This window comes from Microbacterium sp. NPDC079356, from assembly GCF_049545465.1.
GTDB lineage: Bacteria > Actinomycetota > Actinomycetes > Actinomycetales > Microbacteriaceae > Microbacterium > Microbacterium gawkjiense.
In genome coordinates, this window is sequence record NZ_JBMWDN010000002.1 from 575,342 (window position 1) to 596,223 (window position 20,882).

Here is a 20,882-nt window from a genome sequence, read left to right on the forward strand (position 1 = left end):
AGGGGTCGGATCCCTCTCGGCATCCGACCCCTGTCAGTCGTGTCGCTTACGACCCGGCGATGATGTCCGGGCTCGCAGTGATCTCGCCCGCGGCACCCACGCCGACCGCTTCGCGGCCTTCCTGGCGGGTCGTCGCGAAGACGAAGCGGCCGTTCTCGGTGTCGACCTTCACGTGGTCGCCGGCGTTGAGCTCGCCGCGCAGGATCCGCTCGGAGAGCTGGTCCTCGACCTCGCGCTGCATGGCGCGGCGCAGCGGCCGGGCACCCAGCGTCGGGTCGAACCCGATCTCGATGAGGCGGTCCTTCGCGTCGTCGGTCAGCTCCACCGTCATGTCACGGTCGAGCAGACGCTCGCTGAGGCGCTTGGTGAACAGCGTCACGATCTGGCGCAGCTCGGCCTTGTTGAGCTGCGGGAAGACGATGACGTCGTCGACGCGGTTGAGGAACTCGGGCTTGAAGTGGCGCTTCAGCTCCTCGTCGACCTTGCCCTTCATCCGCTCGTAGGTCGTCTGCGAGTTGCCCTCGACCTGGAAGCCGACGGGACCACCGGCGATCGCCGACGAACCGAGGTTCGTCGTCATGATGATCACGGTGTTCTTGAAGTCGACCACGCGGCCCTGACCGTCGGTCAGGCGACCCTCTTCGAGGATCTGCAGCAGCGAGTTGAAGATGTCCGGGTGGGCCTTCTCGATCTCGTCGAAGAGGACCACGGAGAACGGCTTGCGGCGCACCTTCTCGGTGAGCTGGCCGCCCTCTTCGAAGCCGACGAATCCGGGAGGGGCACCGAACAGTCGCGAGACCGTGTGCTTCTCGCCGAACTCCGACATGTCGAGGGAGATCAGCGCGCCCTCGTCGTCGAAGAGGAACTCGGCGAGCGCCTTGGCGAGCTCGGTCTTACCGACACCCGTGGGGCCGGCGAAGATGAATGAGCCCGACGGACGGTTCGGGTCCTTGAGGCCGGCGCGCTGGCGGCGGATCGTGCGGGAGAGAGCCGCGATGGCCTCCTCCTGACCGATGACGCGCTGGTGCAGGGCCTTCTCCATGAAGACGAGACGGCTCGTCTCCTCCTCGGTGAGCTTGAAGACCGGGATGCCGGTGGCCTGAGCGAGGACCTCGGCGATCAGACCCTCGTCGACGACCGCGTGCGACGCGACGTCACCCGAGCGCCACTGCTTCTCGAGGCGCAGACGCTCGGCCAGGAGCGACTTCTCCTCGTCGCGCAGGGCGGCGGCCTTCTCGAAGTCCTGCTCCTCGCTGGCGGCTTCCTTGTCCTCGCGGACCTTGGCGATCTTCTCGTCGAACTCGCGCAGCTCGGGCGGGCTGGACAGGATCGACAGGCGCAGGCGGGCGCCGGCCTCGTCGATCAGGTCGATGGCCTTGTCGGGCAGGAAGCGGTCGGAGACGTACCGGTCGGAGAGGTTCGCCGCAGCGACGATGGCGCCGTCGGTGATCTGCACCTTGTGGTGCGCCTCGTAGCGGTCGCGCAGCCCCTTCAGGATGTTGATCGCGTGGGGCAGGCTCGGCTCGGCCACCTGGATCGGCTGGAAGCGGCGCTCGAGCGCGGCATCCTTCTCGAAGTGCTTGCGGTACTCGTCGAGCGTCGTCGCACCGATCGTCTGCAGCTCACCACGGGCGAGCAGCGGCTTGAGGATGCTGGCGGCGTCGATCGCACCCTCGGCGGCACCCGCACCCACGAGGGTGTGGATCTCGTCGATGAAGACGATGATGTCGCCGCGCGTGCGGATCTCCTTGGTGACCTTCTTCAGGCGCTCTTCGAAGTCGCCGCGGTAGCGGGAACCGGCGATGAGCGAGCCGAGGTCGAGCGAGTAGACCTGCTTGTCCTTGAGCGTCTCGGGCACCTCGCCCTTGACGATGGCCTGGGCGAGACCCTCGACGACGGCGGTCTTGCCGACGCCGGGCTCACCGATGAGGACGGGGTTGTTCTTCGAGCGGCGCGACAGGATCTGCATCACGCGCTCGATCTCCTTCTCGCGCCCGATGACGGGGTCGAGCTTGTTGTCGCGCGCGGCCTGCGTCAGGTTGCGGCCGAACTGGTCGAGCACGGCCGAGCCGCCCTGAGCGGTGGCCTGGGCCTGCTCGCCGGCGCCGGTCGCGACGCCCGCGGGCTCCTTGCCCTGGTAGCCGCTGAGCAGCTGGATGACCTGCTGGCGCACCTTGTTCAGGTCGGCGCCGAGCTTCACGAGAACCTGCGCGGCGACACCCTCACCCTCGCGGATGAGCCCGAGCAGGATGTGCTCGGTGCCGATGTAGTTGTGGCCCAGCTGCAGCGCTTCGCGCAGCGACAGCTCGAGCACCTTCTTGGCGCGCGGCGTGAACGGGATGTGACCCGTCGGCTGCTGCTGCCCCTGTCCGATGATGTCCTGGACCTGCTCGCGCACGGCGTCGAGCGAGATGCCGAGGCTCTCGAGGGCCTTGGCGGCGACGCCTTCGCCCTCGTGGATCAGGCCGAGGAGGATGTGCTCCGTGCCGATGTAGTTGTGGTTCAGCATCTTCGCCTCTTCCTGGGCGAGCACCACCACACGACGTGCACGGTCTGTGAATCTCTCGAACATCGTCCACCTCCACTCGACGCACTGGCGGCGTCTTACGTAGAGGCTAACGACGGCGGGATGCCGGTATGCCCGTGTTCGCCGTGGGCATACCGAAGCCGGGGCTTGCGGCCGCGGCATCCGCGGGCATAACGTTTCTCGATAACAACGAATCTCGTTATGGGGGGAAATGGTCTCTGGAACCGATCTGCCAGCGGTGCTGCTGTCGACGGGCATCGGGGTCGCGATCATCGGCGCGCTCGTCGGGCTCCTCGTCTGGGACGCACGCCGCCGGAAGTCGCCGTCTGTTCTCCTGGACGTGATTGCGGCGATGGCTCGGATCTGGGTGGCGATCGTGCTCGTCGGAGCCGTGTTCCTGATCGTCCGCGGCGTGTCGAGCGCCACGTACGACATCGCTGCGATGCCCATCGAGACGGTGTGGCCGACGAACCTGCCCTGCCAGACGGGTGACTACGAGCCCACCGGCGCAACCGAGCTGTACTGCGCGGGAACGGACTCCGCGCGCGCCACCGTCGGTGGGCTCGATGGCGGGCTGCGCGCACTCCTCAGCGCCGGCGACGTCCTCTCGCTGCTCGTGATCGGAGTTCCGGGGCTCGTGATCGCCGTGCTCAGCCAGCGCGCCATCGACGGGCCCGCGTTCGCCGCGCGGACGTCTCGGTGGCTGCTCATCAGCGCGATCATCGTGCTCGTCGCTGGGACGCTCGGCGCACTGTTCACCGACGTCGGTTCCACCCTTGTCGCACAGCAGGTGCTCCCCGCACCGGGGACGGATGCGGCGGTGGCCGCGGGACGAACTTTCAGCATCGTCCCGCCCGCCTGGCCACTGGGGGTCGCGCTCGGGATGGGCGCACTGAGCGTGATCTTCCGACAGGGCGCAAGGTTGCAGCGCGAGACCGAAGGGTTGGTGTGACATGGCGCGATCATGATCGTCATCGCGGCGGTACTCGTCGTCGTACTCCTCATCGGGACCATCGTGGCGTTCGCCGTCGCAACTGCTCGCCGCGCACGGGCGGGCGACGACGCCGGGTCGCTCGTGCGGGTCACCCGGGTGATCGGACTCCTGTGGGTGGTTTTCGCCGCCGTCGGTGCGATCGCGAACCTGCTGATCCCGCTGCTGACGCCGGCAGTCTCGATCACGATGCCGATTCAGGAGTTCTGGCCGCAGCTCCCGAGCACGGTCGACTTGCAAACCGAGGCCACCCGGGTCACCGGCGGGTTCACGAGCGTCACGCTGGCCGTAGACGGACTGAGCCCAGTCGCGCGTGTCCTCTGGGGAATCAGCCAGATGATCGTCTGGACGATCCCCGGGGTCATCGCCCTCTTCGTGGTCATCGCATGCTCGCGCCTGTTGGAGGGCGCCGCGTTCGCGCCCGTCGTGGCGAAGATGGCGACCACGACCGGAGCCGTCGTCGCTTTCGGCGGAGTCGCTGCACAGGTGATGGGCGACATCGCGGGGAGTATCGCCTCGACGCAGCTGTTCGGGACGAAGGGCGGCGGTTGGGAGGGCGACTTCCCCGGGATCGACAACGTCTTCGACGCGTGGGTTCCGGCATCCACCGTCCAGATCTCCTTCCCGTTCTGGCCGATCGCGGTCGGCCTCGCATTCGCGGTCCTGGGAGCGATCCTGCGCTCCGGCTCTCGGCTGCAGAACGACGTGAAGGGGCTGGTGTGATGGCGGCGCCATCCCGGACCGCCGGCGCACTCGACCTCATCGTCTACGGCGTCGCCGCCTCCCTCACGGCACTGGCCGTCGCGGTCTATCGGATCACCGAGATCGTGAGCCCGGCGGGCCCCGCTGTGACGGTCGGGGCGGATGAGGCATCCGCTGTCCTCCGACTCCCGGCCGGCGCAGCGGTCGATGCCGTCGTCGTGCGCGCGCCGGAACTCGGTGCGGGCGGTCGGGCCTGGATGATCGCCGCGGTGCTGATCGCCGCCGTCGCCGCGATCATCGTGGCCGCAGCGCTCATGCGCGTCGCCTTCGCCGTGCGCCGGGGTCGTGTCTTCGCGGGCGGCGCGACACGTGCGCTCACGGTGATCGCCGCGACCCTGACGGTCGCGGTGTTCGCCTGGCCGATCGTCGACGGGATGGGTCGACAGCACGCCGTGCAATCTCTCGGCATCCAATTCGAGACACTGTCGATGCTCGATCTGCTGCCCCTGCTGCCGATCCTGCTCGCCGCCGTCGCCGCGGCGGTGCTGGCCGGCGCCTTCACTCAGGGCGAGCGTCTGCAGCGCGACACCGAGGGACTCGTGTGACACCCGCCGAAGAGGACGAGCTCACCGGCATTCACTGTCGACTCGACGAGCTGCTCGCGGAGCGGAACATGACGCTGACACGGCTGTCCGAGATCGTCGGGGTCTCGGTGGTGAACCTGTCGATTCTCAAGAACGACCGCGCCCGCGCGATCAGGTACTCGACCCTGTCGGCGATCTGCCGCGCCCTCGACTGCGAGGTCGGCGAACTGCTCGTGCGCGCGGACTGAAGCCGCGTCAGCGGATCGGCACCGTCTCGGCCGCGTCGAGCACACCGAAGCTCAGCGTCGCATCGCGGTCGACCACCGCGTCGGGATCGAGCTGCACGAGCGTGAGCTGTGGCGCCATGTCCATCGTGCAGACCTGATCAGCGGGCGGGGTCTCGAAGCGAACGACGACGGATGCCGGTGACGCGACCCGCGTGTCCTCGACGACGGGCAGGCACGACGACGACCCCCACGTCCGGAGCGCGATCACGCGGTCGCCGATCCACGAGGCGGACGGCGCGTACGCCTCGACGGGGCCGCCGGCGTACGCGGGCAGGTCGATGTCGGTGCGGACGTCCTCGAGTTCGACGCGGACCCGCTGGTCGGTACTCGCATCGACACCCTCGGGCACGGGCACCTCGAGGGCGCGCGCCACCAGGTCGTCCGTGCACGCATCCGCAGCGGGCTCACGCAGGGCGACGACGATCACCCCGTTTTCCTCCGTCACCTGCGAGACCTCGGGCCGGCAGGACGAATTGCCGTACGTCACGACCCCGATGGTCGCTCCCCCATCGAGCCACCCGGCGTCCACGCGGGGCGCCGGCGCCACCGCATCCGCTCCTCCTCCGGGGGCCGCATCACCCGCCGCGGGTGTGGCGCACGCGGCGAGCGCGGCGGTGACGGTGAGTGCTCCGACCAAAGCGACCATCGAACGGATGCGCATCTGGGTATCCTCCTCCGTTGTGGACACCCGAGAAGTGTCCACAGCCGACGGAACGTCTCACTGCAGCGCGGAGGTCAACCGCGCCAGGTTGTCGAGGATCACCGAGCGGATGGGGCGCTTCTCCCACTCCTCGATCGTCAGTTCGCGGGACATGCCGCGGTATAGGTCCTCGACCGTGCGCAACTGCTGGACGAACTCGGCACCGCGCACGAGCATCGTCACCTCGAGGTTGAGGCCGAACGAACGCATGTCCATGTTGCTCGACCCGACGACGGCAACCTCGTCGTCGATCGACATCGACTTGGAGTGCAGGATGTAGGGCTTCTTGTACATCCAGATCTTCACGCCGGTCGCCAGCAGCTGCTCGTAATAGCTGCGCTGCGCGTGATAGACCATGGCCTGGTCGCCCTCTTCCGAGACGAACAGTTCGACCTCGACGCCGCGGTGGCACGCCGTCTGGATCGCGAGCAGCAGTCCCTCGTCGGGGACGAAGTACGGGCTGACCATGACGATCTTGCGGGTGGCGCCGAAGATCAGGCTCAGGAACAGCTTCAGGTTGTTCTCGTACTCGAAGCCGGGCCCGCTCGGGACGATCTGGCAGTCGAGGTCGCCGGTCCCGGCATCCGTGGAGAAGTCGGATTCGACCGCGAACACCTCACCGGTCTCGCCGTACCAGTCCGACACGAAGACCGCGGAGAGGGATGCCACGACCGGGCCGTCGACGCGGACCATCATGTCCACCCACTGCAGGCCGCGACGCAGGTTCGTCTTCAGGTTGTAACTGCGATCGGTGACGTTCTGCGACCCGATGAAGCCGACGACACCGTCGATCACGACGAGCTTGCGGTGGTTGCGCAGGTCGGGGCGCTGGTACTTGCCCTTCAACGGCTGCACCGGCAGCATGAGCCGCCACTGCGCGCCCATCCGCTCGAGGCGCGAGATCGTCGCCTTGTAGTTCGGCTTCCAGCGGTTCGCCCAGTGATCGAGCAGCACGCGAACCGTGACCCCGCGAGCGGTCGCCCGCTCGAGAGCCGAGAAGAACTCGTCGGTCGCCCCGTCGGACTGCAGGATGTAGAACTCGACGTGCACGTATCGGCTCGCACGATCGATCTCCGCCGCCATCGTGTCGAGGCTGCCCTGATAGTCCGAGATGATCTGCGCGCCGTTGTCGCCCGCCATCGGCAAGGCGCCGAGCTTGCGGTTGAGGCCCACGAGCTGCTCGAACCAGACCGGCGCGTCGGGACGCAGCGTGCCGAAGTCGAGGTCCTCGCTCGCTTCGCGGAAAGCCCGGTTGATCGCCTCCTGCTCCTTGCGGCGCTTGCGCGGCAGGCGCGGGTTGCCGATGAGCAGGAACAGCAGGATGCCGATGACCGGGATGAAGTAGATCGCCAGCAGCCACGCCATCGCCGCTGTGGGGCGCCGGTTCCTCGGGATGATGAAGACCGCGAGGATGCGCACGGAGATGTCGAACGCGAGGACGAGGACGATCCACCACGTCCACGTCCAGTCGACGCTGATGCTGATCACGCGGCCCCCCGGAACTGTGGGCTCAGCCTATCGTTCGGCCCGTCAACCGGCGTTTTCGTCGGGTCGCGGCAGGCCGCGACGGCGGCGCTCCTCGGCCTCGACCTTGGCATAGACCTTGCGCTCGGTGCGATCCATCCGAAGGATGCTGCGCAGCACGAAGACGAGCAGGCCCGCGACGACGATCGTGGGGATCAGACCCCAGACCACCGCACCCCAGTACTCGTCCACCCCTCCATCGTAATGCCGCGGGCGGGGGCAGGGCGCACGGCCTTCTCCCCAGGCGGCCGGATCCGCGGTCCGTCCCGAATCCGCGCGGGCGGCGGCCACCGGCATCCGCTCGGGTCCGACGCTGGGCCCATGTCCACGATCGTCGCCGCGGCCGATGCCGCACACCTGCTCCGCCTCGTTCCGCGCCTGCTCGACTACACGCCCACGCAGAGCCTCGTCGTGATCCCCCTGCACTCCGGGCGCAGTCTCGGCGTGATGCGCGTCGACCTTCCCCCGGACGACGCGGACCTCGATGCGGTCGCCTCGACCGTCGTCGGGCTCGCCTGCCGCGTCGCCGGCGTGGAGGGCTTCGTCGCCGTCGTCTACACGGATGAGTCCGCCGACCCCGCGCTGCCCGGCGCGGATCTCATCGGAGCGCTGCGGCGGACCGCCCGCGCCTGCGGCCTCGACGTCGTCGATGCGCTCACCGTCGCCGCCGACGGCTGGGGGTCGCACCTCGAACCGACGCTGCCGCGCGGCGGTCATCCGCTCGCGCTGATCGAGCACCGGGCGCTCGCGTCCGACCAGTCGTCGGGTGCCGACCTGCCGCTCGTCGACGCGTCCGAAGTCGCCGGTACGGCGGCCGCGCTGGCATCGCTCGAGTCGGCGCTCACGGTGCTGTGCGGCATCCCGTCGACCCTCGGTGCCGAGACGCGGGTCGATCCGGCCGCTCTGCAGGCCGCCTGCGCGCTCGACGATCTGCCCGCGCTCTACGAGGAGATGCTCGAGTGGGATGCCGCGGCCCTCGACCCGATGCGCGTCGCCGTCCTGGGGTGGTGCCTGTCGCGGCCGTCGCTGCGCGACGTCGCCATCGTGCAATGGTCGGGCGATCAGGACCGCGGCGACGACGCCCTCGACGCGCAACGGCGGTGGGAGGACGGCGACGAGTACCCCGTCGACCTCGCGGAGGTCCTGTGGGGCGAGGGTCCGCGCCCCGACCCGGAGCGCCTGTTGCGAGCGCTCGAGCTCGTGCGCCAGGTCGCCGCGCGGCTTCCGGCCGACGAGCGCGCGGGCGCCTGCGCGACGGCCGGGTGGCTCGCGTGGGCACTCGGCCGCTCGACGCACGCGGGCAGGTACGCGGCTGCAGCTCTCGAGGTGGATCCCCGATTGGGGCTCGCCGAGATCCTCATGAGCTTCGTGCAGTCCTCGCACCTGCCCGACTGGGCGTTCCGCCGCTGAGCGGTCGTCAGCGTTCCACGATCGCGAACCCTCCGGCCGGAAGCGTGACGGTGCCGCCGCCCGGGCGCACCCGCACCTCGCGGCCCCGCGCGTCGTAGACCGACACGTCGCCCGTGCCGACCGAGACCCGCTGCGGCGTACGCGCGGCGGAGTGTACGAGCAGCATGCCCTCGCCGTCGCCGCCGAGTTCGAGGCGCGAGACGATCGGGCGCACGAGCAGCCCGTCGAGCTGCAGGTCGCCCCGCGACACGTCGACGCGCAGCCGGTCCTCGCCCTTCGGGAGCGCGCGGGTGAGCGTGTGCGGGTGCATCGCGCCCGCCGTCGGCGAGATGCCCTGCGCCGGTCCGGTGAGCTGCAGCGAGCCGAGCGGCAGCCGCCCGGCGCGCCACGTCGACGCGGTGCGCTCGCGCACCTCCGACCACACGACCGGTTCGACCCACCGGTTGCCGCCGGTCCCGGCGAGGTCGAAGACCGCCGAGTCACCTCGCGACAGCGTCAGCCGATCGCCCGACCAGCTGGACTCGCCGCTCCACGACTCCGGGGTGTCGATCTCGCCCGTGGTCGAGACCGCATCCTCGGCCTCGACGAACGACAGACCCTCGCGGTCGGTCACCTCGGTGAGGGCGACGGCGCGCTCGCGCACGTCGGGATGGGCGTCGAGCGCGATCGCCGTCAGCAGACCGTGGATCGTCGACTCCGCGCCGCTGTTGCGGTTGACCGTCCCGTCGGGCTGCAGCCCGTCGTAGGTGACCCCCGTCGCGGGGTCGTACATGCGCTGCCCGGCGTGATTGGCGCCGAAGAACCACGCCGCCTGCATCGCGGCGAGCTGCGTGAAACCGTCCGATCCGGTCGCCTCGGCGACGGCGAGCAGCGACTGCACACGCGAGTCCGCGCCGTACGCGATCTGCACCGGGTCGACGGGGCTCGGGTTCCAGCCGTTGTCGGGACCGCCCGCCGTCAGCAGCGTAGGCGTGAAGGTCGCCGCGTCGGCGACGGCGGGACGCACGAGCGACCGATCGCGCAGGACGACGGATGCCTCGGCCAGCGCCGCGGGCATCTGCGATCCCCACGCGTGCCAGATCGCCGGCGACTCCACCCACGGCAGCACGGCACTGTACGGCCACTCCCGCACCCCGCCGTCGGCCATCGCGGCGATGCCCTTGGCGAGCTGGCGCAGCGCCGTCGCGGACTTACCGTCGGGGCCGGCCTCGACGCGGGCGGCGAGTCCGAGCGCCGCCTCCGCCGAGGCATCCGCCCCGTTCGCGATGAGCCAGGCGGGCACCCGCTTGCCGTCCGACATCGTCCACCGGCCGTAGTTCGAGAGCACCTGACGGTTCAGGGCGTCGAGCGAGAGGTCGAGCCGCTCGTCGAGGAAGTCGGCGAACTCGGGATCCTCGTCCTCGAACGCCGCATACCCCTCGCCGAGCGCCCACAGGGTGCGCGCGAGCCAGTAGCTGGGGCCGCTGTCGGACGGATCGGGCAGTTCGACGGGTTCCGCCGACGGGTTCAGGGTGCCGTCGGGCTGCATCCAGAGGACGACGTTGCCGGCATCCGATCCCTCCGTCGTCTGGAAGTAGGCGACCGACCGGAGCAGCTCGTAGGCCTTCTCGCGGCTGTCGTCGTCGCCGGTGAGCTCCCAGTGACGCGTGTAGACAACGGCGGCGCGGGTCACGTCGTCGGCGTTGTAGGCGCCTTGGCCCCAGTAGCCGGTCTCGGGGTCGACCGGACCGCCGCCGACCCGCTCGAACGTGCCGCCGTCCCGGGCGTCGGCATAGGTCCACGGCAGGACGAGGGTCGGCTCCTCGTCCTGGCGGTAGGTGCTGTGACCCTCGACGTCCGCGGGCGGGGTGGCCTCGTCGAGCAGGAAGTCGAGGTGGTCGAGGTTCGTCACGGCGGCGGATGCCGGGGCCGCGACGGCGGAGGTGGCACCGAGCGGGACGATCAGCGCGGCGGCGGCCAGCGCGATGAGTCCGAGGGTGCGCGCACGTCGTTGTGCGGAGGTGTTCACGGGGGGTGTTCCTTTCGGGTGCGGTGCCGAGTGCAGGTCAGGAGCCGTGCGGGCCGCCGTCACGACGACCGATGAGCAGCTGAACCTGCACTCGGCACACGATCAGTCGGTGCGTTCGAGCAGGGCGACGCCGATCTTCGAATCGGCCATGCCGTAGAACACGAACAGGCGACCGTCGACCTCTTCGATCGCGGTCGGGAAGACGACGTTCGGCACGATCCCGCTGCGCTCGTCGTCGGTCTCCGGGGCCAACAGGGGCTCCGGAGTGCGGGCGACGACCCTCGACGGGTCGTTCGCGTCGAGGATGATGGCGCCTGCGGCGTAGTTGACCTTCTGCTGCTGCGAGAAGGCGCTGTCGATCGTCCCGGTGACCCCGTGGTGCAGGACGAGCCATCCTTCGGGGATGCGGCGGGGCGGCGGTCCCCCGCCGATCTTCAGCGCCTCGAACGGGAACTCCGGCCCCGCGACGAAGCGGTGCTGCTCCCAGAGGGTGAGCGCTGAGAGGTCCTCGCGGACGGCGTCGAGGGGGATGTAGCTGATCCAGATCGACTGCCGCTCGTCCTCGACCCCGGCCGGGACGCGCACGCCCTGACCGGGCTTGGTCTCGCCGAGGTCCCACATCGGCCGGTGCAGCACGGCGAGAGCCTCGCGTCCGTCCGGCGCCGTGACCGGCTCGGGGAAGAACACCGTGTCCTTGTTGTGGAACAGGTTGAGGTCCATGTCGAGGTCGTCCTGGTAGCGGAACAGCGCCGGCCCCAGCCGCCGCCACTCCCGCAGGTCGCTCGACACCGCGACGGCGGTGCGCGGACCGAGCGGCCCGTAGGCGACGTAGGTCATGACGTGCAGTCCGAGCGTCTCGACCCAGGTGACACGGGGGTCCTCGACGCCGGCGTTGCCGACCCCGCGCTCCCAGCCGCGGTCGGGTTCGAGCACGACGCCCTGTCGCTCGACCGCGACGGGCACGCCGTCCTCGATCACGACACGGGCGAGGCCCACCCGCGAGACGTTGCCGTCGGCGACCAGCCGGGGCAGGAGGTAGAGCTCGCCGTCGGGGCCCCTGCCCGAGGCGGGGTTGAGCACCCCCTCGACCTCGTTCGGATCGCCGTCTGCGGGGGTCATGACGACCCCCATTCGGGTGAGGCGGTAGGGGACGTGGGTCTGGGCGGGCATGGTCATCCTTTCACTCCGGATCCGAGGTCGTTGGAGGTGAAGTAGCGCTGGAACACGAGGAACAGCGCCACTGCGGGGGCGGCCAGCACGACGGCGCCGGCCATCATCGCCCCGAACGGGTTGGCGGTGGATGCCGCGATGTTCGAGATGAAGTTCGCCAGCGAGACCGCGAGCGGCTGCATCGCGGCATCCTTCGTGATGAGGAACGGCCACAGGAACTCGTTCCACGGTCCGATGAACGTCAGCAGCACGACCGTCAGCAGCGCCGGGCGGACGAGGGGCAGCGCCACGCTCCACAGCAGACGGAACTCGCCCGCACCGTCGATGCGCGCCGCGTCGAAGAGCTCCTTCGGCAGCTGCAGGAAGTACTGCCGGAAGATGATCACCGCCGTCGAGTTGATGAAGAACGGGAGGATCATGCCGAGGTAGCTGTCGGCGAGACCGTAGTCGCGCGCGATCATGACGTACAGCGGGATCATCAGCAGCTGGAACGGCACGACCTGCACGAGCAGAGCGAGCGCGAACGTCGCCCCGCGCCCCCTCCAGCGCAGCACCGCGAGCGCGTAGCCGGCGAGGACACCGAACACGATCGTGCCGAGGATGACGCCGCCGGTGAAGATGCCCGAGTTCGCGAGCCCCTGCAGCAGATCGATGCGCCCGTTGATGGCGGCGTAGTTGTCGAGGGTGAGGTTCGCCGGATTCGGGAACGCGCCCGCCGGCGTCGGGTCGACGTTCGTCTGCAGCGACCCGACGATCATGTAGAAGAAGGGGAACAGGAACGCGAGCGCGCCGAGCGACAGCGCGACGTACATCGCGATCTTCGAGCCGAGCGCCCGCTTCATCGCTCCTCACCTCCCACGAACCTGCGCTGCAGCGCCGCGATGGCCAGCACGAACACGATGAGGACGACGCCGATCGCGGCGGCGACATCGGGGTTCTGCTGCTCGATGCCGCGCTGGTACATGAGCAGCACGGGTGACGTCGAGGCGCCGTTCGGCCCACCGCCGCCGGTCAGCAGATAGGGCTCGGTGAAGAGGTTCGCACCGGTGATGGTGGCGAGGAGCACGACGAGCAGGGTCGCCGGCCGCACGCTCGGCACGGTCACCGAGAAGAACTGGCGGAGCTTTCCGCCGCCGTCCATCGACACCGACTCGTAGAGCTCGCGCGGCACGTTCTGCAGCGCCGCGAGGTAGAGCAGGATGTAGAACCCGAGGCCCTTCCACGTGACGAAGAACGCGATCGTCGGCATCGCGAGCGCAGAGTTCACGAGCCACGACGGGTCGGGCGCGAGCGGTCCGAGCACGTTGTTGACGAGTCCGCCGCGGGCGAAGAGGAAGAGCCAGACCGCGACGACGGCGACGGATGCCGTGACGTAGGGCACGTAGTAGCTCACCCGGAAGAAGGTCCGCGCCTTCGTGACGCGGTCGAGCGCCGTCGCCAGCAGGATCGACAGGATCACCGTCAGCGGCACGTTGATGATCAGGAAGATCCCGACGTTGCCGAACGACCGCCAGACCTCGGGGTCGGTGAGGGCCGTGACGTAGTTGTCGAACCCCACGAACGGACGGTCGACCTCCGCGCCGGGAGCCGCGAAGAAGTAGTCCTGGAACGACATCCACACCGCGAAGACCACCGGGTACGCGAAGACGACCAGGACGAAGGCGATGTACGGCGCAGAGAAGAGCAGACCGTGCGGTTGCGCGCCGAAGATCCGGAGCAGGATGCCGCGGCGGCCCGCGGCATCCTGCCCGTCCTTCTGTGGCGGAGCACCGCGGGTCGCGGCGGTCATCTCAGCCCGCCGCCAGCTCGTCGACCTCGGCGGCCGTGTCGGAGAGGAACTGGTCGACCGGGGTCTCACCGAAGATGACCGACTTCGAGTACCCGTCGCGGAACGCCTGCCAGATCTCGACGGAGCCGACGACGTTCGGGACCTCGACCGTGCGGGCCGCCTGGTCGCCGAACTGCTGGTACGCGGGGTTGTCGGCGAAGTAGTCCGGGTAGGTGCCCGTCAGGTCCTGACGCAGCGGCATCTGTCCGGTGGCCTCGAGCCAGGCGCCGTCCTGCTCCTCGCTCGTGGCGAACTTCAGGACGTCCCATGCGGTGCCCTTGTTGTCGCACGCCGTGAACATGCCGACGTTCTTGGCGTCGCTGAAGGTCCAGGTGTCCTCGGGAGCGGTTCCGTCCTGCGTGGGGACGGGGACGGAGCCCCAGTTGATCGCGTCGCCGTAGACGCTGATGGCCCACGGGCCGACGATCGCCATCGCGGCGTACCCGTCGGCGAACGCGTCGCCCTGGTACTGCTCGTTGCCGGCCAGCTGCTCCTCGTAGAGCGTGCGCCAGAAATCGGCGACGGCCTTGCCGTTCTCGTCGTCGAACGTGGCCTTGCCGTCTTCGAGCAGTTGGGTGCCGCCGGTCTGTGCGGCGTACAGCGGGTAGAAGTCGAACCACGACTGGAAGAACTCGCTCGTGGGAGCCGGGTTGATCGCGTACTCCGAGACGCCCTTCTCCTTGAGGGTGCGGGCCGTGTCGAGGAACTCGTCGTAGGTCGACAGCTTCGGGTTCTCGGGGTCGAGGCCCGCCTTCTCGAAGAGGTCCTTGTTGTAGAAGATCATGACCGGGTTCGACTTCCACGGCATCTGGTAGAAGTCGCCGTCGTCGGAGCGGTACTGCTCGGCGAGGTCGCCGCTTCGCGCGGTGATGTAGTCGTCGCCGTCCTCGAACTCGGAGAGGTTGACGAGTCCGCCCTGCCGCTGGAACCCGGGGACCGCCGCGGGCGAGGTGTTGAACACGAGGCACGGGGCGTTGCCCGCCGTGATGGCGGCGCCGATGACCTCTTCGCTCGAGGCGCCGGCGGGGATCTCCTGGGCCTTGATCTGCTCGTCGGGGTGGTCGGCGTTCCAGGCCTCGACCATCGCCTTGCCCCAGCCGATCTCGGCCTCGTTGTTCGAGTACCAGATGGTGATGTCGCCTCGGGATTCGAGGTCGTCACCACCGCCCCCGCCGCCTCCGCCGCTGCAGGCGCTGAGGGCGAGCACACCGGATGCGGCTGCTGCTGCCGTGATGAGGATGCGTCGTCGCATGTCTCTCTCCTTCGTGTCGTGTCTGTCTGTCGTGCTCTCTTGCTGTCGTGCGACGCCGATCAGGCGCCGGCGGGAGGTGCCGTCGAACCCCTGACGGCGAGGGTGGGATCGGGCAGGTCGATGTGTGCGGGCGGGTCGCCGGCGATCGCGGCGAGGAGGGTGCGGGCGGCGGTCACGCCCCAGCCGCGGGCGTCGGTCGCCACGCTCGTGAGGGCCGGGTGCACCCAACGGCCGATCTCGGTGTCGTCGAATCCGGTGATCGAGAGGTCGTCGGGCACGCTCAGCCCGCGCTGGTGGGCGATCCCCATGCCGGCGACCGCCATGCTGTCGTTCGCGTAGATGATGGCTGTCGGCGGGGTCGCCTCCTCGAGGAGGGATGCCGTGGCGCGCGCGCCGTCGGCGGCGCTGAAGTCGGTCTCCACGACGGCGACGTCGAGGCCGGCGGCATCCGCGGCATCGAGGAAGGCATCGCGGCGGCGGTGGGCGTGGAGCATGCCGGAGGGTCCTGCGACGTGCCCGACGCGGCGGTGGCCGAGGCCGGCGAGGTGCTCGACGGCGAGACGGATGCCGGCGCCGTCGTCCGTCGAGACCGAGGCGAACGGCGAGGCGACGTCGGGGACGCCGAGGGTGACGGCGGGGATCCCGACCTCGGCGAGGAGCGCGATGCGCGGGTCCGCGACGCGGATGTCGGTGAGGATGACGCCGTCCACGCGCCGGTCCGAGGCGAGCGCCCGGTAGGTGGCCTCCTCCTGACGGCCCGGGTTCGCGACGGCGAGGACGAGCGCCTGGCCGGTGACGGAGAATTCGTCCTCGAGCCCGGCGATGAACGAGGGGAAGAAGGGGTCGGCCGCGATGACGTCGGGGCTCCGCCCGATCACCAGTCCGCACGCGAAGGCACGCCCGACGCTGAGCGACCGGGCGCTCAGGCTCGGCGTCCAGCCGAGTTCGGCGGCGGTGTCCATGATGCGCTGCCGCGTCTCGGCGGCGACGCCGGGACGACCGTTCAGTGCGAAGGAGACGAGGCCCTTGCTGACGCCCGCCGCGCGCGCGACATCCGCGATCGTGGGACGGGTCTCGGGGGGCATCGGTCACTCCTTCGTGGCGGACCTGATCTACTAAACCGGTTCAGGCGACGAAAAAGCAAGACCTTGACACGCGCATCGGCGTGGGCGCAAACGCTGGTCAGCGCGTGGGCAGCTCGACGCGGACGCGCCATCGACCCTCGTCAGGTCCGGCGGCGAACGTGCCGCTCAGCACCTCGACGCGCTCGCGGAGACGCGCCAGTCCGAACGCGGGGCCGGGGCGCTGACTCGACACGGGGCGATGCGGATCGTTGATCACCGACAGCACGACGGTGTGCGGTGTCACCACGAGCGACAGCTCGATCGTCATGGCCGGCGCGCCGTGCTTCACGATGTTCGTGACCGCCTCCCGCGCGGCGCGGGTGAGGGTCGTCTCGATGATGCCTGCGAGCGCCGCGTCACCGGTCACCTCCGTCCGCACCGTGTGCCCGAGGTCGCGGAGCTTCTGGGCGAGGGAGTCGATCTCTCGGCGGATGCCGGGGGCACCGGCATCCGTCACGCCGTCCGTCCCCGTCCTGCCGTGGATGAGCTGCAGCACGCGACGCGTGTCGGTCAGCGCCTGAGCGGATGCCGCGACGATCGCGCGCTGCGAGCTGGAGCGGATCTCGGGGTCGTCCGTGCGCTCCAGAACGCGGGCGTGCATGACCGTGATGGAGATCTCGTGCGCGATGACGTCGTGGAGCTCGTCGGCGATGCGGGTGCGCTCCGCCAGCAGCGCCGCGTCGAGCTGCGCCTCGTGCGCGTCGACCTGTGAGGCGAGGACGACGTTCCGGCGGACGACGCGACGCAGGCCCCGTCCGACCGTCGCCGACAGGAGCCCGACGACGAAGACGGCCACCACTCCGCCGACGTTGAGACCCGGCGGCACCGTGGCGATCGCCGCCACCCAGGCGACGGCCGCGACCCCGTACGCGGTCGAGAACACGGCGCTGCAGCAGTAGAAGACGACCCCGATGCTCATGGCGACCGCGGTCAGATACTCACCGCTCTGGCCCGCGACGACGGCGACGAATCCGGCGAGCACGAGGACGATGGCTCCCCACGTGGGCCGCCAGGCCATCGCGATGATCGAGCCGTTGGTGAGCACGGAGGCGGCGATCGTCGGCCACGAGATCGACGGCCCCGATGTCAGCTGCGCCCACGCGACGTCGACCGCCGCGAGCAGGGGCAGCAGAGCCAGGATGGCGCGGGCGACCTTCGGGGGGAGGACGTAGTCGCGCAGCTCGCGCTGCACGGCACGGGCTGCTCCGCCCGCGCCGTGCATGCCGCGGGTTAGTTGCAGATGCGCAGCACCCGGCACAGGTGCGTCCACAGATTTGTCGGCTGACTCGCGAACGGGATCCATCGGAACATTCTTTCTCTCCCCATCTCGACTTCGTGCCGGAAGGAGCTCCCGGCACGCCCTGCGCCCATCCTGACCCGAGGAGCGCCGGCGGACGCTCCTGCTCAAGACGCAATCCCGTCACCGCAAGACGCAAAACCGGCACCTATGCTGATCGCATGGACCCCATCCGAGTTCTCATCGCCGACGATGAGGCTCTCGTCCGACGGGCTCTCCAGGTGTTCTTGAACGCAGAACCGGGGATGACGGTCGTAGGAGAGGCGAGCGACGGACCGAGCGCTGTCCGCCTGAGCCTCGAGCTGAAGCCCGATGTGATCCTGATGGACATCCGGATGCCGGGAGGCGACGGCATCCGCGCGATCGAGCAGTTGTCGGTCGACCTGCCGTCCGCACGGACCATCGCGATCACGACCTACGGATCCGACGAGACGGTGGCCGGCGCCCTCCGGGTCGGCGCCGTCGGCTTCCTCGTGAAGGATTCCGAACCCGAGCACATCACGGCGGCCGTCCGCAGCGCGCACCACGGCGGCTTCGTCCTGTCGTCGGTCGCCGGCCGAGATCTCGTCCGGCGGATCGGCGCGCCGGCGGGTCAGCCGACCGTCACACTGAGTCCCGCAGAACAGGTCTCCCGTCGTGAGCTCGACGTCCTCGAACTGCTCGCCAAGGGGATGTCGAACGCCGAGATCGGGCGGGACCTCTTCCTGTCCGAGGCGACGGTCAAGTCGCACCTGCGCCGGATCATGACGAAGTGGGGCGTGCGCGATCGGGTGCAGGTCCTCCTCTACGCCGCGACCACCGGCGTCATCCGACTCCCCTGAGCGGGGCGGCTTCCCTCAGCTGCGCGAACGGCTCCTGCGCGACACGATCGCGTAGGCCGTCGCCGCGGCGGCGATGCCAGCCACGGCGGTGATCCCCCAGCGCAGGATCACCTCGACGTCGGTGAAGACGGCCAGGCAGATGTTGACCGTCAGCGCGACGATGAAGAGTGCGGCGAATGCCGCGCCGTCCGCGGCGGTCCGCTTCTTGTCAGCCATGGGATTCCTTACGTCGCGGACGAACGGGCACCGTGTGTCTGCCGCGCGTCGATGTGGGTGGGAACGCCTCGGAGCCTAGCCGCGGCCTGCGCGCCTCGATACGGCGCGAGAGCGCATTCCATCCGGGGGCGGCACCCCGGGCGGTCCCGTTGCGTCTAAAGGCGGATGCGGATTGCGTCCCCTGCACGAACGCTGGGGCCTTTCGACTCAAGAGCGGCGACCCGAGCCGTCGGTAGCGTCACTTCCGGCGCTGCGATCGCGGTCACGAACGCAGCGTCACTGACAAACACCAACGGATCGAGAGGAAACATCATGGGGGCAGTTCTGAGGTTCATCGCGTGGGTCATCGCGAACATCGGCCGCTGGGGCCGTGCCGTCGCCGGCCAGGTCGGACGCATCACCGCGTGGGCACGCAACAACTGGCGTCGCGTGCTCGAGTGGATCAACGCGGGCATCTCGTTCGCGACGATCGTCGACTACATCCTGCGGATCCTCGGCATCGGCTGAGATCTGTCCCGATGGGACGGCACCACGTGCGTGCCGTCCCATCGGGACACCACGACCACGTGAGAAGAGAAGGAGAGCCGACCCATGCCGCAGACACCGGACACCGGCATCCGCGTGAGGGGCGTCTCGAAGACGTACGGCGTCAAGCGCGTCCTCGACGACGTCTCCTTCGACATCCCCGCGGGCACCGTCACGGGCCTGCTGGGTCCCAACGGCTCCGGCAAGTCGACCGCGATGCGCACGATGCTCGGGTTGACGATCGCCGACGCCGGATCGACCACGTTCGACGGCGCCCTCTTCCGCGATCTCGCGCAGCCGGGCCGTACCGTCGGAGCCCTTCTCGACCCGGGCGCCCACCACCCCGGGCGCAGCGTCGAAGACACCCTCGCGACGGCCGCCATCCTGACCGACTCACCGCGTGAGCGGGTCGGCGAACTCATCGCCACGCTCGGCCTGGCCTCTGCCGCACGTCGCCGCTTCGGCGCGCTCTCCCTCGGGATGAAGCAGCGGGTCGCCCTCGCCGTCGCTCTCGTCGGTCGGCCTCGACACCTCATCCTCGACGAGCCCATGAACGGTCTCGACATCGAGACCGGCGACTGGCTGCGATCGACTCTGGTCCATCACGCGCACACGACGGGCGGCTGCGTCCTCGTCTCGACGCATCTCCTGCAGGAACTCCAGACCTTCGCCGACCGCATCGTCGTCCTCAGCGAGGGCGCCATCCGCTACTCCGGCGAGGTCGGCGACCTCACCGCCGACAAGAACGCGACGGCGATCGCTGTGGACACCGACCTGCTGCGACGCGCGCTCACGACCCGAGGCATCCCGTTCAGCGTGCGTCCCGAGGAAGGGCGGTTCTCGGTCGGCATCGACCCCCGCTCCCTCAGCGAGATCTGCATCGCCGACCGCATCGTGCTCGACGAGCTCGCCGAGGACCGCGAGTCGATCAGCGACCTCTACCGTCGCCTGACGCGCGGCCAGTACCGAGTGGAAGGTGACGTCTTTGATTCTCGCTGACAGCCCCCCGCAGACGGCCGGCCGCTTCGGCCGCAGCCTGCGGGCCGAACTGCGGAACGTCCGCACGACACGGGGGACGCGGTGGGCGCTGGGCCTCACCGCCGCGCTCTGGGTCGTCGTCGGCGCCGGTGTCGCCGCGATCGCGCTGCTCGTCGACGCGGAATCGGTGAGCATCTCCGGCGCGCTCCTCGGCATGGGAGCGGCCGTCACCGTGTTCGTCCCCATCCTGGCGATCTTCATCACGGCCGCCGACTGGCAGTCGCGAGACGTGCTGACGACGTTCGCCCTCGAACCGCGCCGGCACATCGTCTTCCTCGCCAAGGCGCTGACGGCGGTCATCGTGTGCACCGTCCTCGTCGCCGTCGCCGCCGTCCTGGCCGTCGTGTTCACCGCCGGCCTCGGCCTCGCCGCCGGTGCGACCATCGTGTGGAACGCGGATGCCGAGAGCATCGCGGTCCTGCTCTGGAGCGCCGGCGTCGGCACCGTGTCGGGTATCGCCTACGGCGCGGCGACGCAGCGCGTCGCGATCGCCATCGTGTTCTCGCTCGTGCAGGGATTCGTGATCGACCCGCTGCTCATGCTCGTCCCGCACGGCATCGGCTCGTGGTTCCGACTGACCGCCATCACGGAGGCCGGCAGCGGCACCGGCGAGCTCGGCCCGGCGCTGACGGCCGGACTGCTGTGGCTGGTCGTCCCGCTCGCCATCGGATTCGCCCGCAATCAGCGGGCCGACATGCAATGACCGGCGCCCCCTCCGGAAAGGGGTCTGGCTGGCGTCTCGGTCAAGACGCCAGCCAGGGGTGCTTCGAATCGGATCGAGATGAAGCGGGATCAGTTTACGCGCACCGAGGTTTCGATCTCCCGAGAATCCACGTCGGACGGATGCCCGCCGACGCCGCGGGTGCGGGAGTATCGGG

The 20,882-nt window shown here is 69.5% G+C and carries 21 protein-coding genes; 9 read left to right on the forward strand and 12 right to left on the reverse strand.

The features are described from left to right. Nucleotides 1-46: 46 nt before the first annotated feature. The gene (locus ACPEH0_RS07545) at nt 47-2,572 is read right to left on the reverse strand and encodes an ATP-dependent Clp protease ATP-binding subunit (protein ID WP_217529799.1); all 2,526 of its coding nucleotides are present in this window, start codon (nt 2,570-2,572) and stop codon (nt 47-49) included. 166 nt (nt 2,573-2,738) lie between these two features. On the opposite strand from ACPEH0_RS07545, the gene ACPEH0_RS07550 reads away from it, so the two are divergent. Genes ACPEH0_RS07550 through ACPEH0_RS07565 form a run of 4 tightly spaced genes read left to right on the forward strand, consistent with a single transcriptional unit; the run spans nt 2,739 to nt 5,052 of the window. After that, on the forward strand, nt 2,739-3,479 hold the full coding sequence (locus ACPEH0_RS07550) for a hypothetical protein (RefSeq protein ID WP_254631862.1): 741 nt from the start codon (nt 2,739-2,741) through the stop codon (nt 3,477-3,479). Between the two features lie 12 nt (nt 3,480-3,491). Beyond that, nucleotides 3,492-4,241, forward strand: a complete 750-nt coding sequence (locus ACPEH0_RS07555) for a hypothetical protein (protein WP_366213580.1) — start codon at nt 3,492-3,494, stop codon at nt 4,239-4,241. After that, nucleotides 4,241-4,825: a hypothetical protein gene (locus tag ACPEH0_RS07560; protein WP_366213579.1), complete on the forward strand. Its 585-nt coding sequence runs from the start codon at nt 4,241-4,243 to the stop codon at nt 4,823-4,825. The genes ACPEH0_RS07555 and ACPEH0_RS07560 overlap by 1 nt, the downstream gene beginning before the upstream one ends. Further along, on the forward strand, nt 4,822-5,052 hold the full coding sequence (locus tag ACPEH0_RS07565; RefSeq protein WP_217529804.1) for a helix-turn-helix domain-containing protein: 231 nt from the start codon (nt 4,822-4,824) through the stop codon (nt 5,050-5,052). Before ACPEH0_RS07560 ends, ACPEH0_RS07565 begins: the two co-directional genes overlap by 4 nt. 7 nt (nt 5,053-5,059) lie before the next feature. Here ACPEH0_RS07565 and ACPEH0_RS07570 read toward each other — a convergent pair whose 3' ends face one another. Genes ACPEH0_RS07570 through ACPEH0_RS07580 form a run of 3 tightly spaced genes read right to left on the reverse strand, consistent with a single transcriptional unit; the run spans nt 5,060 to nt 7,507 of the window. Continuing rightward, entirely contained in the window at nt 5,060-5,752 is a 693-nt protein-coding gene (locus ACPEH0_RS07570; protein WP_366213578.1) for a hypothetical protein, read from the reverse strand. A gap of 57 nt (nt 5,753-5,809) precedes the next feature. Beyond that, a complete protein-coding gene (gene cls, locus ACPEH0_RS07575) occupies nt 5,810-7,279 on the reverse strand; it encodes a cardiolipin synthase (protein ID WP_217529808.1) in 1,470 nt (489 codons plus the stop codon). Nucleotides 7,280-7,321: 42 nt separating this feature from the next. Next, complete coding sequence (locus ACPEH0_RS07580) at nt 7,322-7,507, reverse strand: hypothetical protein (RefSeq protein ID WP_064003630.1); 186 nt, start codon at nt 7,505-7,507, stop codon at nt 7,322-7,324. 129 nt (nt 7,508-7,636) lie between these two features. Here ACPEH0_RS07580 and ACPEH0_RS07585 point away from each other — a divergent pair, with 129 nt between their 5' ends. After that, nucleotides 7,637-8,725 (forward strand): DUF4192 family protein, encoded by a 1,089-nt coding sequence (locus ACPEH0_RS07585; RefSeq protein WP_366213577.1) that lies wholly within the window; start codon nt 7,637-7,639, stop codon nt 8,723-8,725. 7 nt (nt 8,726-8,732) lie between these two features. Here ACPEH0_RS07585 and ACPEH0_RS07590 read toward each other — a convergent pair whose 3' ends face one another. The 7 genes from ACPEH0_RS07590 to ACPEH0_RS07620 all read right to left on the reverse strand — a co-directional run bounded on the left by ACPEH0_RS07590 (nt 8,733) and on the right by ACPEH0_RS07620 (nt 17,329). Beyond that, complete coding sequence (locus tag ACPEH0_RS07590; protein ID WP_366213576.1) at nt 8,733-10,733, reverse strand: hypothetical protein; 2,001 nt, start codon at nt 10,731-10,733, stop codon at nt 8,733-8,735. A 102-nt stretch (nt 10,734-10,835) separates the two neighbouring features. Then, a complete protein-coding gene (locus tag ACPEH0_RS07595; protein ID WP_366213575.1) occupies nt 10,836-11,903 on the reverse strand; it encodes a glycoside hydrolase family 130 protein in 1,068 nt (355 codons plus the stop codon). Between the two features lie 2 nt (nt 11,904-11,905). Beyond that, nucleotides 11,906-12,745: a carbohydrate ABC transporter permease gene (locus ACPEH0_RS07600; protein WP_366213574.1), complete on the reverse strand. Its 840-nt coding sequence runs from the start codon at nt 12,743-12,745 to the stop codon at nt 11,906-11,908. After that, nucleotides 12,742-13,692: a carbohydrate ABC transporter permease gene (locus ACPEH0_RS07605; RefSeq protein WP_366213573.1), complete on the reverse strand. Its 951-nt coding sequence runs from the start codon at nt 13,690-13,692 to the stop codon at nt 12,742-12,744. The genes ACPEH0_RS07600 and ACPEH0_RS07605 overlap by 4 nt, the downstream gene beginning before the upstream one ends. Before the next feature lies 1 nt (nt 13,693). Further along, nucleotides 13,694-14,983 (reverse strand): extracellular solute-binding protein, encoded by a 1,290-nt coding sequence (locus ACPEH0_RS07610; RefSeq protein ID WP_366213572.1) that lies wholly within the window; start codon nt 14,981-14,983, stop codon nt 13,694-13,696. 59 nt (nt 14,984-15,042) lie between these two features. Further along, entirely contained in the window at nt 15,043-16,068 is a 1,026-nt protein-coding gene (locus ACPEH0_RS07615) for a LacI family DNA-binding transcriptional regulator (RefSeq protein WP_366213571.1), read from the reverse strand. Nucleotides 16,069-16,165: 97 nt separating this feature from the next. Next, nucleotides 16,166-17,329, reverse strand: a complete 1,164-nt coding sequence (locus tag ACPEH0_RS07620; RefSeq protein WP_366213570.1) for a sensor histidine kinase — start codon at nt 17,327-17,329, stop codon at nt 16,166-16,168. Between the two features lie 236 nt (nt 17,330-17,565). Here ACPEH0_RS07620 and ACPEH0_RS07625 point away from each other — a divergent pair, with 236 nt between their 5' ends. Continuing rightward, nucleotides 17,566-18,225, forward strand: a complete 660-nt coding sequence (locus tag ACPEH0_RS07625) for a response regulator (protein WP_064003621.1) — start codon at nt 17,566-17,568, stop codon at nt 18,223-18,225. A 15-nt stretch (nt 18,226-18,240) separates the two neighbouring features. On the opposite strand, the gene ACPEH0_RS07630 is transcribed toward ACPEH0_RS07625, so the two are convergent. Next, nucleotides 18,241-18,441 carry a hypothetical protein gene (locus tag ACPEH0_RS07630; RefSeq protein WP_018185746.1) on the reverse strand — a complete coding sequence of 67 codons (201 nt, stop codon included), beginning with the start codon at nt 18,439-18,441 and terminating at the stop codon, nt 18,241-18,243. A 312-nt stretch (nt 18,442-18,753) separates the two neighbouring features. On the opposite strand from ACPEH0_RS07630, the gene ACPEH0_RS07635 reads away from it, so the two are divergent. From ACPEH0_RS07635 to ACPEH0_RS07645, 3 genes are all read left to right on the forward strand, one after another. Continuing rightward, on the forward strand, nt 18,754-18,948 hold the full coding sequence (locus ACPEH0_RS07635) for an aureocin A53 family class IId bacteriocin (protein WP_018185747.1): 195 nt from the start codon (nt 18,754-18,756) through the stop codon (nt 18,946-18,948). Between the two features lie 84 nt (nt 18,949-19,032). Continuing rightward, a complete protein-coding gene (locus tag ACPEH0_RS07640; RefSeq protein ID WP_366213569.1) occupies nt 19,033-19,965 on the forward strand; it encodes an ATP-binding cassette domain-containing protein in 933 nt (310 codons plus the stop codon). Continuing rightward, a complete protein-coding gene (locus ACPEH0_RS07645) occupies nt 19,943-20,707 on the forward strand; it encodes an ABC transporter permease (protein WP_366213568.1) in 765 nt (254 codons plus the stop codon). The genes ACPEH0_RS07640 and ACPEH0_RS07645 overlap by 23 nt, the downstream gene beginning before the upstream one ends. Nucleotides 20,708-20,882: the final 175 nt, after the last annotated feature.

Bases quoted from the DNA above. Each gene is read 5' to 3' on its own strand.
- ACPEH0_RS07545 (WP_217529799.1), bottom strand. From the start codon at position 2,572: ATGTTCGAGAGATTCACAGACCGTGCACGTCGTGTGGTGGTGCTCGCC.
- ACPEH0_RS07550 (WP_254631862.1), top strand. From the start codon at position 2,739: ATGGTCTCTGGAACCGATCTGCCAGCGGTGCTGCTGTCGACGGGCATC.
- ACPEH0_RS07555 (WP_366213580.1), top strand. From the start codon at position 3,492: ATGATCGTCATCGCGGCGGTACTCGTCGTCGTACTCCTCATCGGGACC.
- ACPEH0_RS07560 (WP_366213579.1), top strand. From the start codon at position 4,241: ATGGCGGCGCCATCCCGGACCGCCGGCGCACTCGACCTCATCGTCTAC.
- ACPEH0_RS07570 (WP_366213578.1), bottom strand. From the start codon at position 5,752: ATGCGCATCCGTTCGATGGTCGCTTTGGTCGGAGCACTCACCGTCACC.
- ACPEH0_RS07585 (WP_366213577.1), top strand. From the start codon at position 7,637: ATGTCCACGATCGTCGCCGCGGCCGATGCCGCACACCTGCTCCGCCTC.
- ACPEH0_RS07595 (WP_366213575.1), bottom strand. From the start codon at position 11,903: ATGCCCGCCCAGACCCACGTCCCCTACCGCCTCACCCGAATGGGGGTC.
- ACPEH0_RS07600 (WP_366213574.1), bottom strand. From the start codon at position 12,745: ATGAAGCGGGCGCTCGGCTCGAAGATCGCGATGTACGTCGCGCTGTCG.
- ACPEH0_RS07605 (WP_366213573.1), bottom strand. From the start codon at position 13,692: ATGACCGCCGCGACCCGCGGTGCTCCGCCACAGAAGGACGGGCAGGAT.
- ACPEH0_RS07610 (WP_366213572.1), bottom strand. From the start codon at position 14,983: ATGCGACGACGCATCCTCATCACGGCAGCAGCAGCCGCATCCGGTGTG.
- ACPEH0_RS07615 (WP_366213571.1), bottom strand. From the start codon at position 16,068: ATGCCCCCCGAGACCCGTCCCACGATCGCGGATGTCGCGCGCGCGGCG.
- ACPEH0_RS07620 (WP_366213570.1), bottom strand. From the start codon at position 17,329: ATGCACGGCGCGGGCGGAGCAGCCCGTGCCGTGCAGCGCGAGCTGCGC.
- ACPEH0_RS07625 (WP_064003621.1), top strand. From the start codon at position 17,566: ATGGACCCCATCCGAGTTCTCATCGCCGACGATGAGGCTCTCGTCCGA.
- ACPEH0_RS07630 (WP_018185746.1), bottom strand. From the start codon at position 18,441: ATGGCTGACAAGAAGCGGACCGCCGCGGACGGCGCGGCATTCGCCGCA.
- ACPEH0_RS07635 (WP_018185747.1), top strand. From the start codon at position 18,754: ATGGGGGCAGTTCTGAGGTTCATCGCGTGGGTCATCGCGAACATCGGC.
- ACPEH0_RS07640 (WP_366213569.1), top strand. From the start codon at position 19,033: ATGCCGCAGACACCGGACACCGGCATCCGCGTGAGGGGCGTCTCGAAG.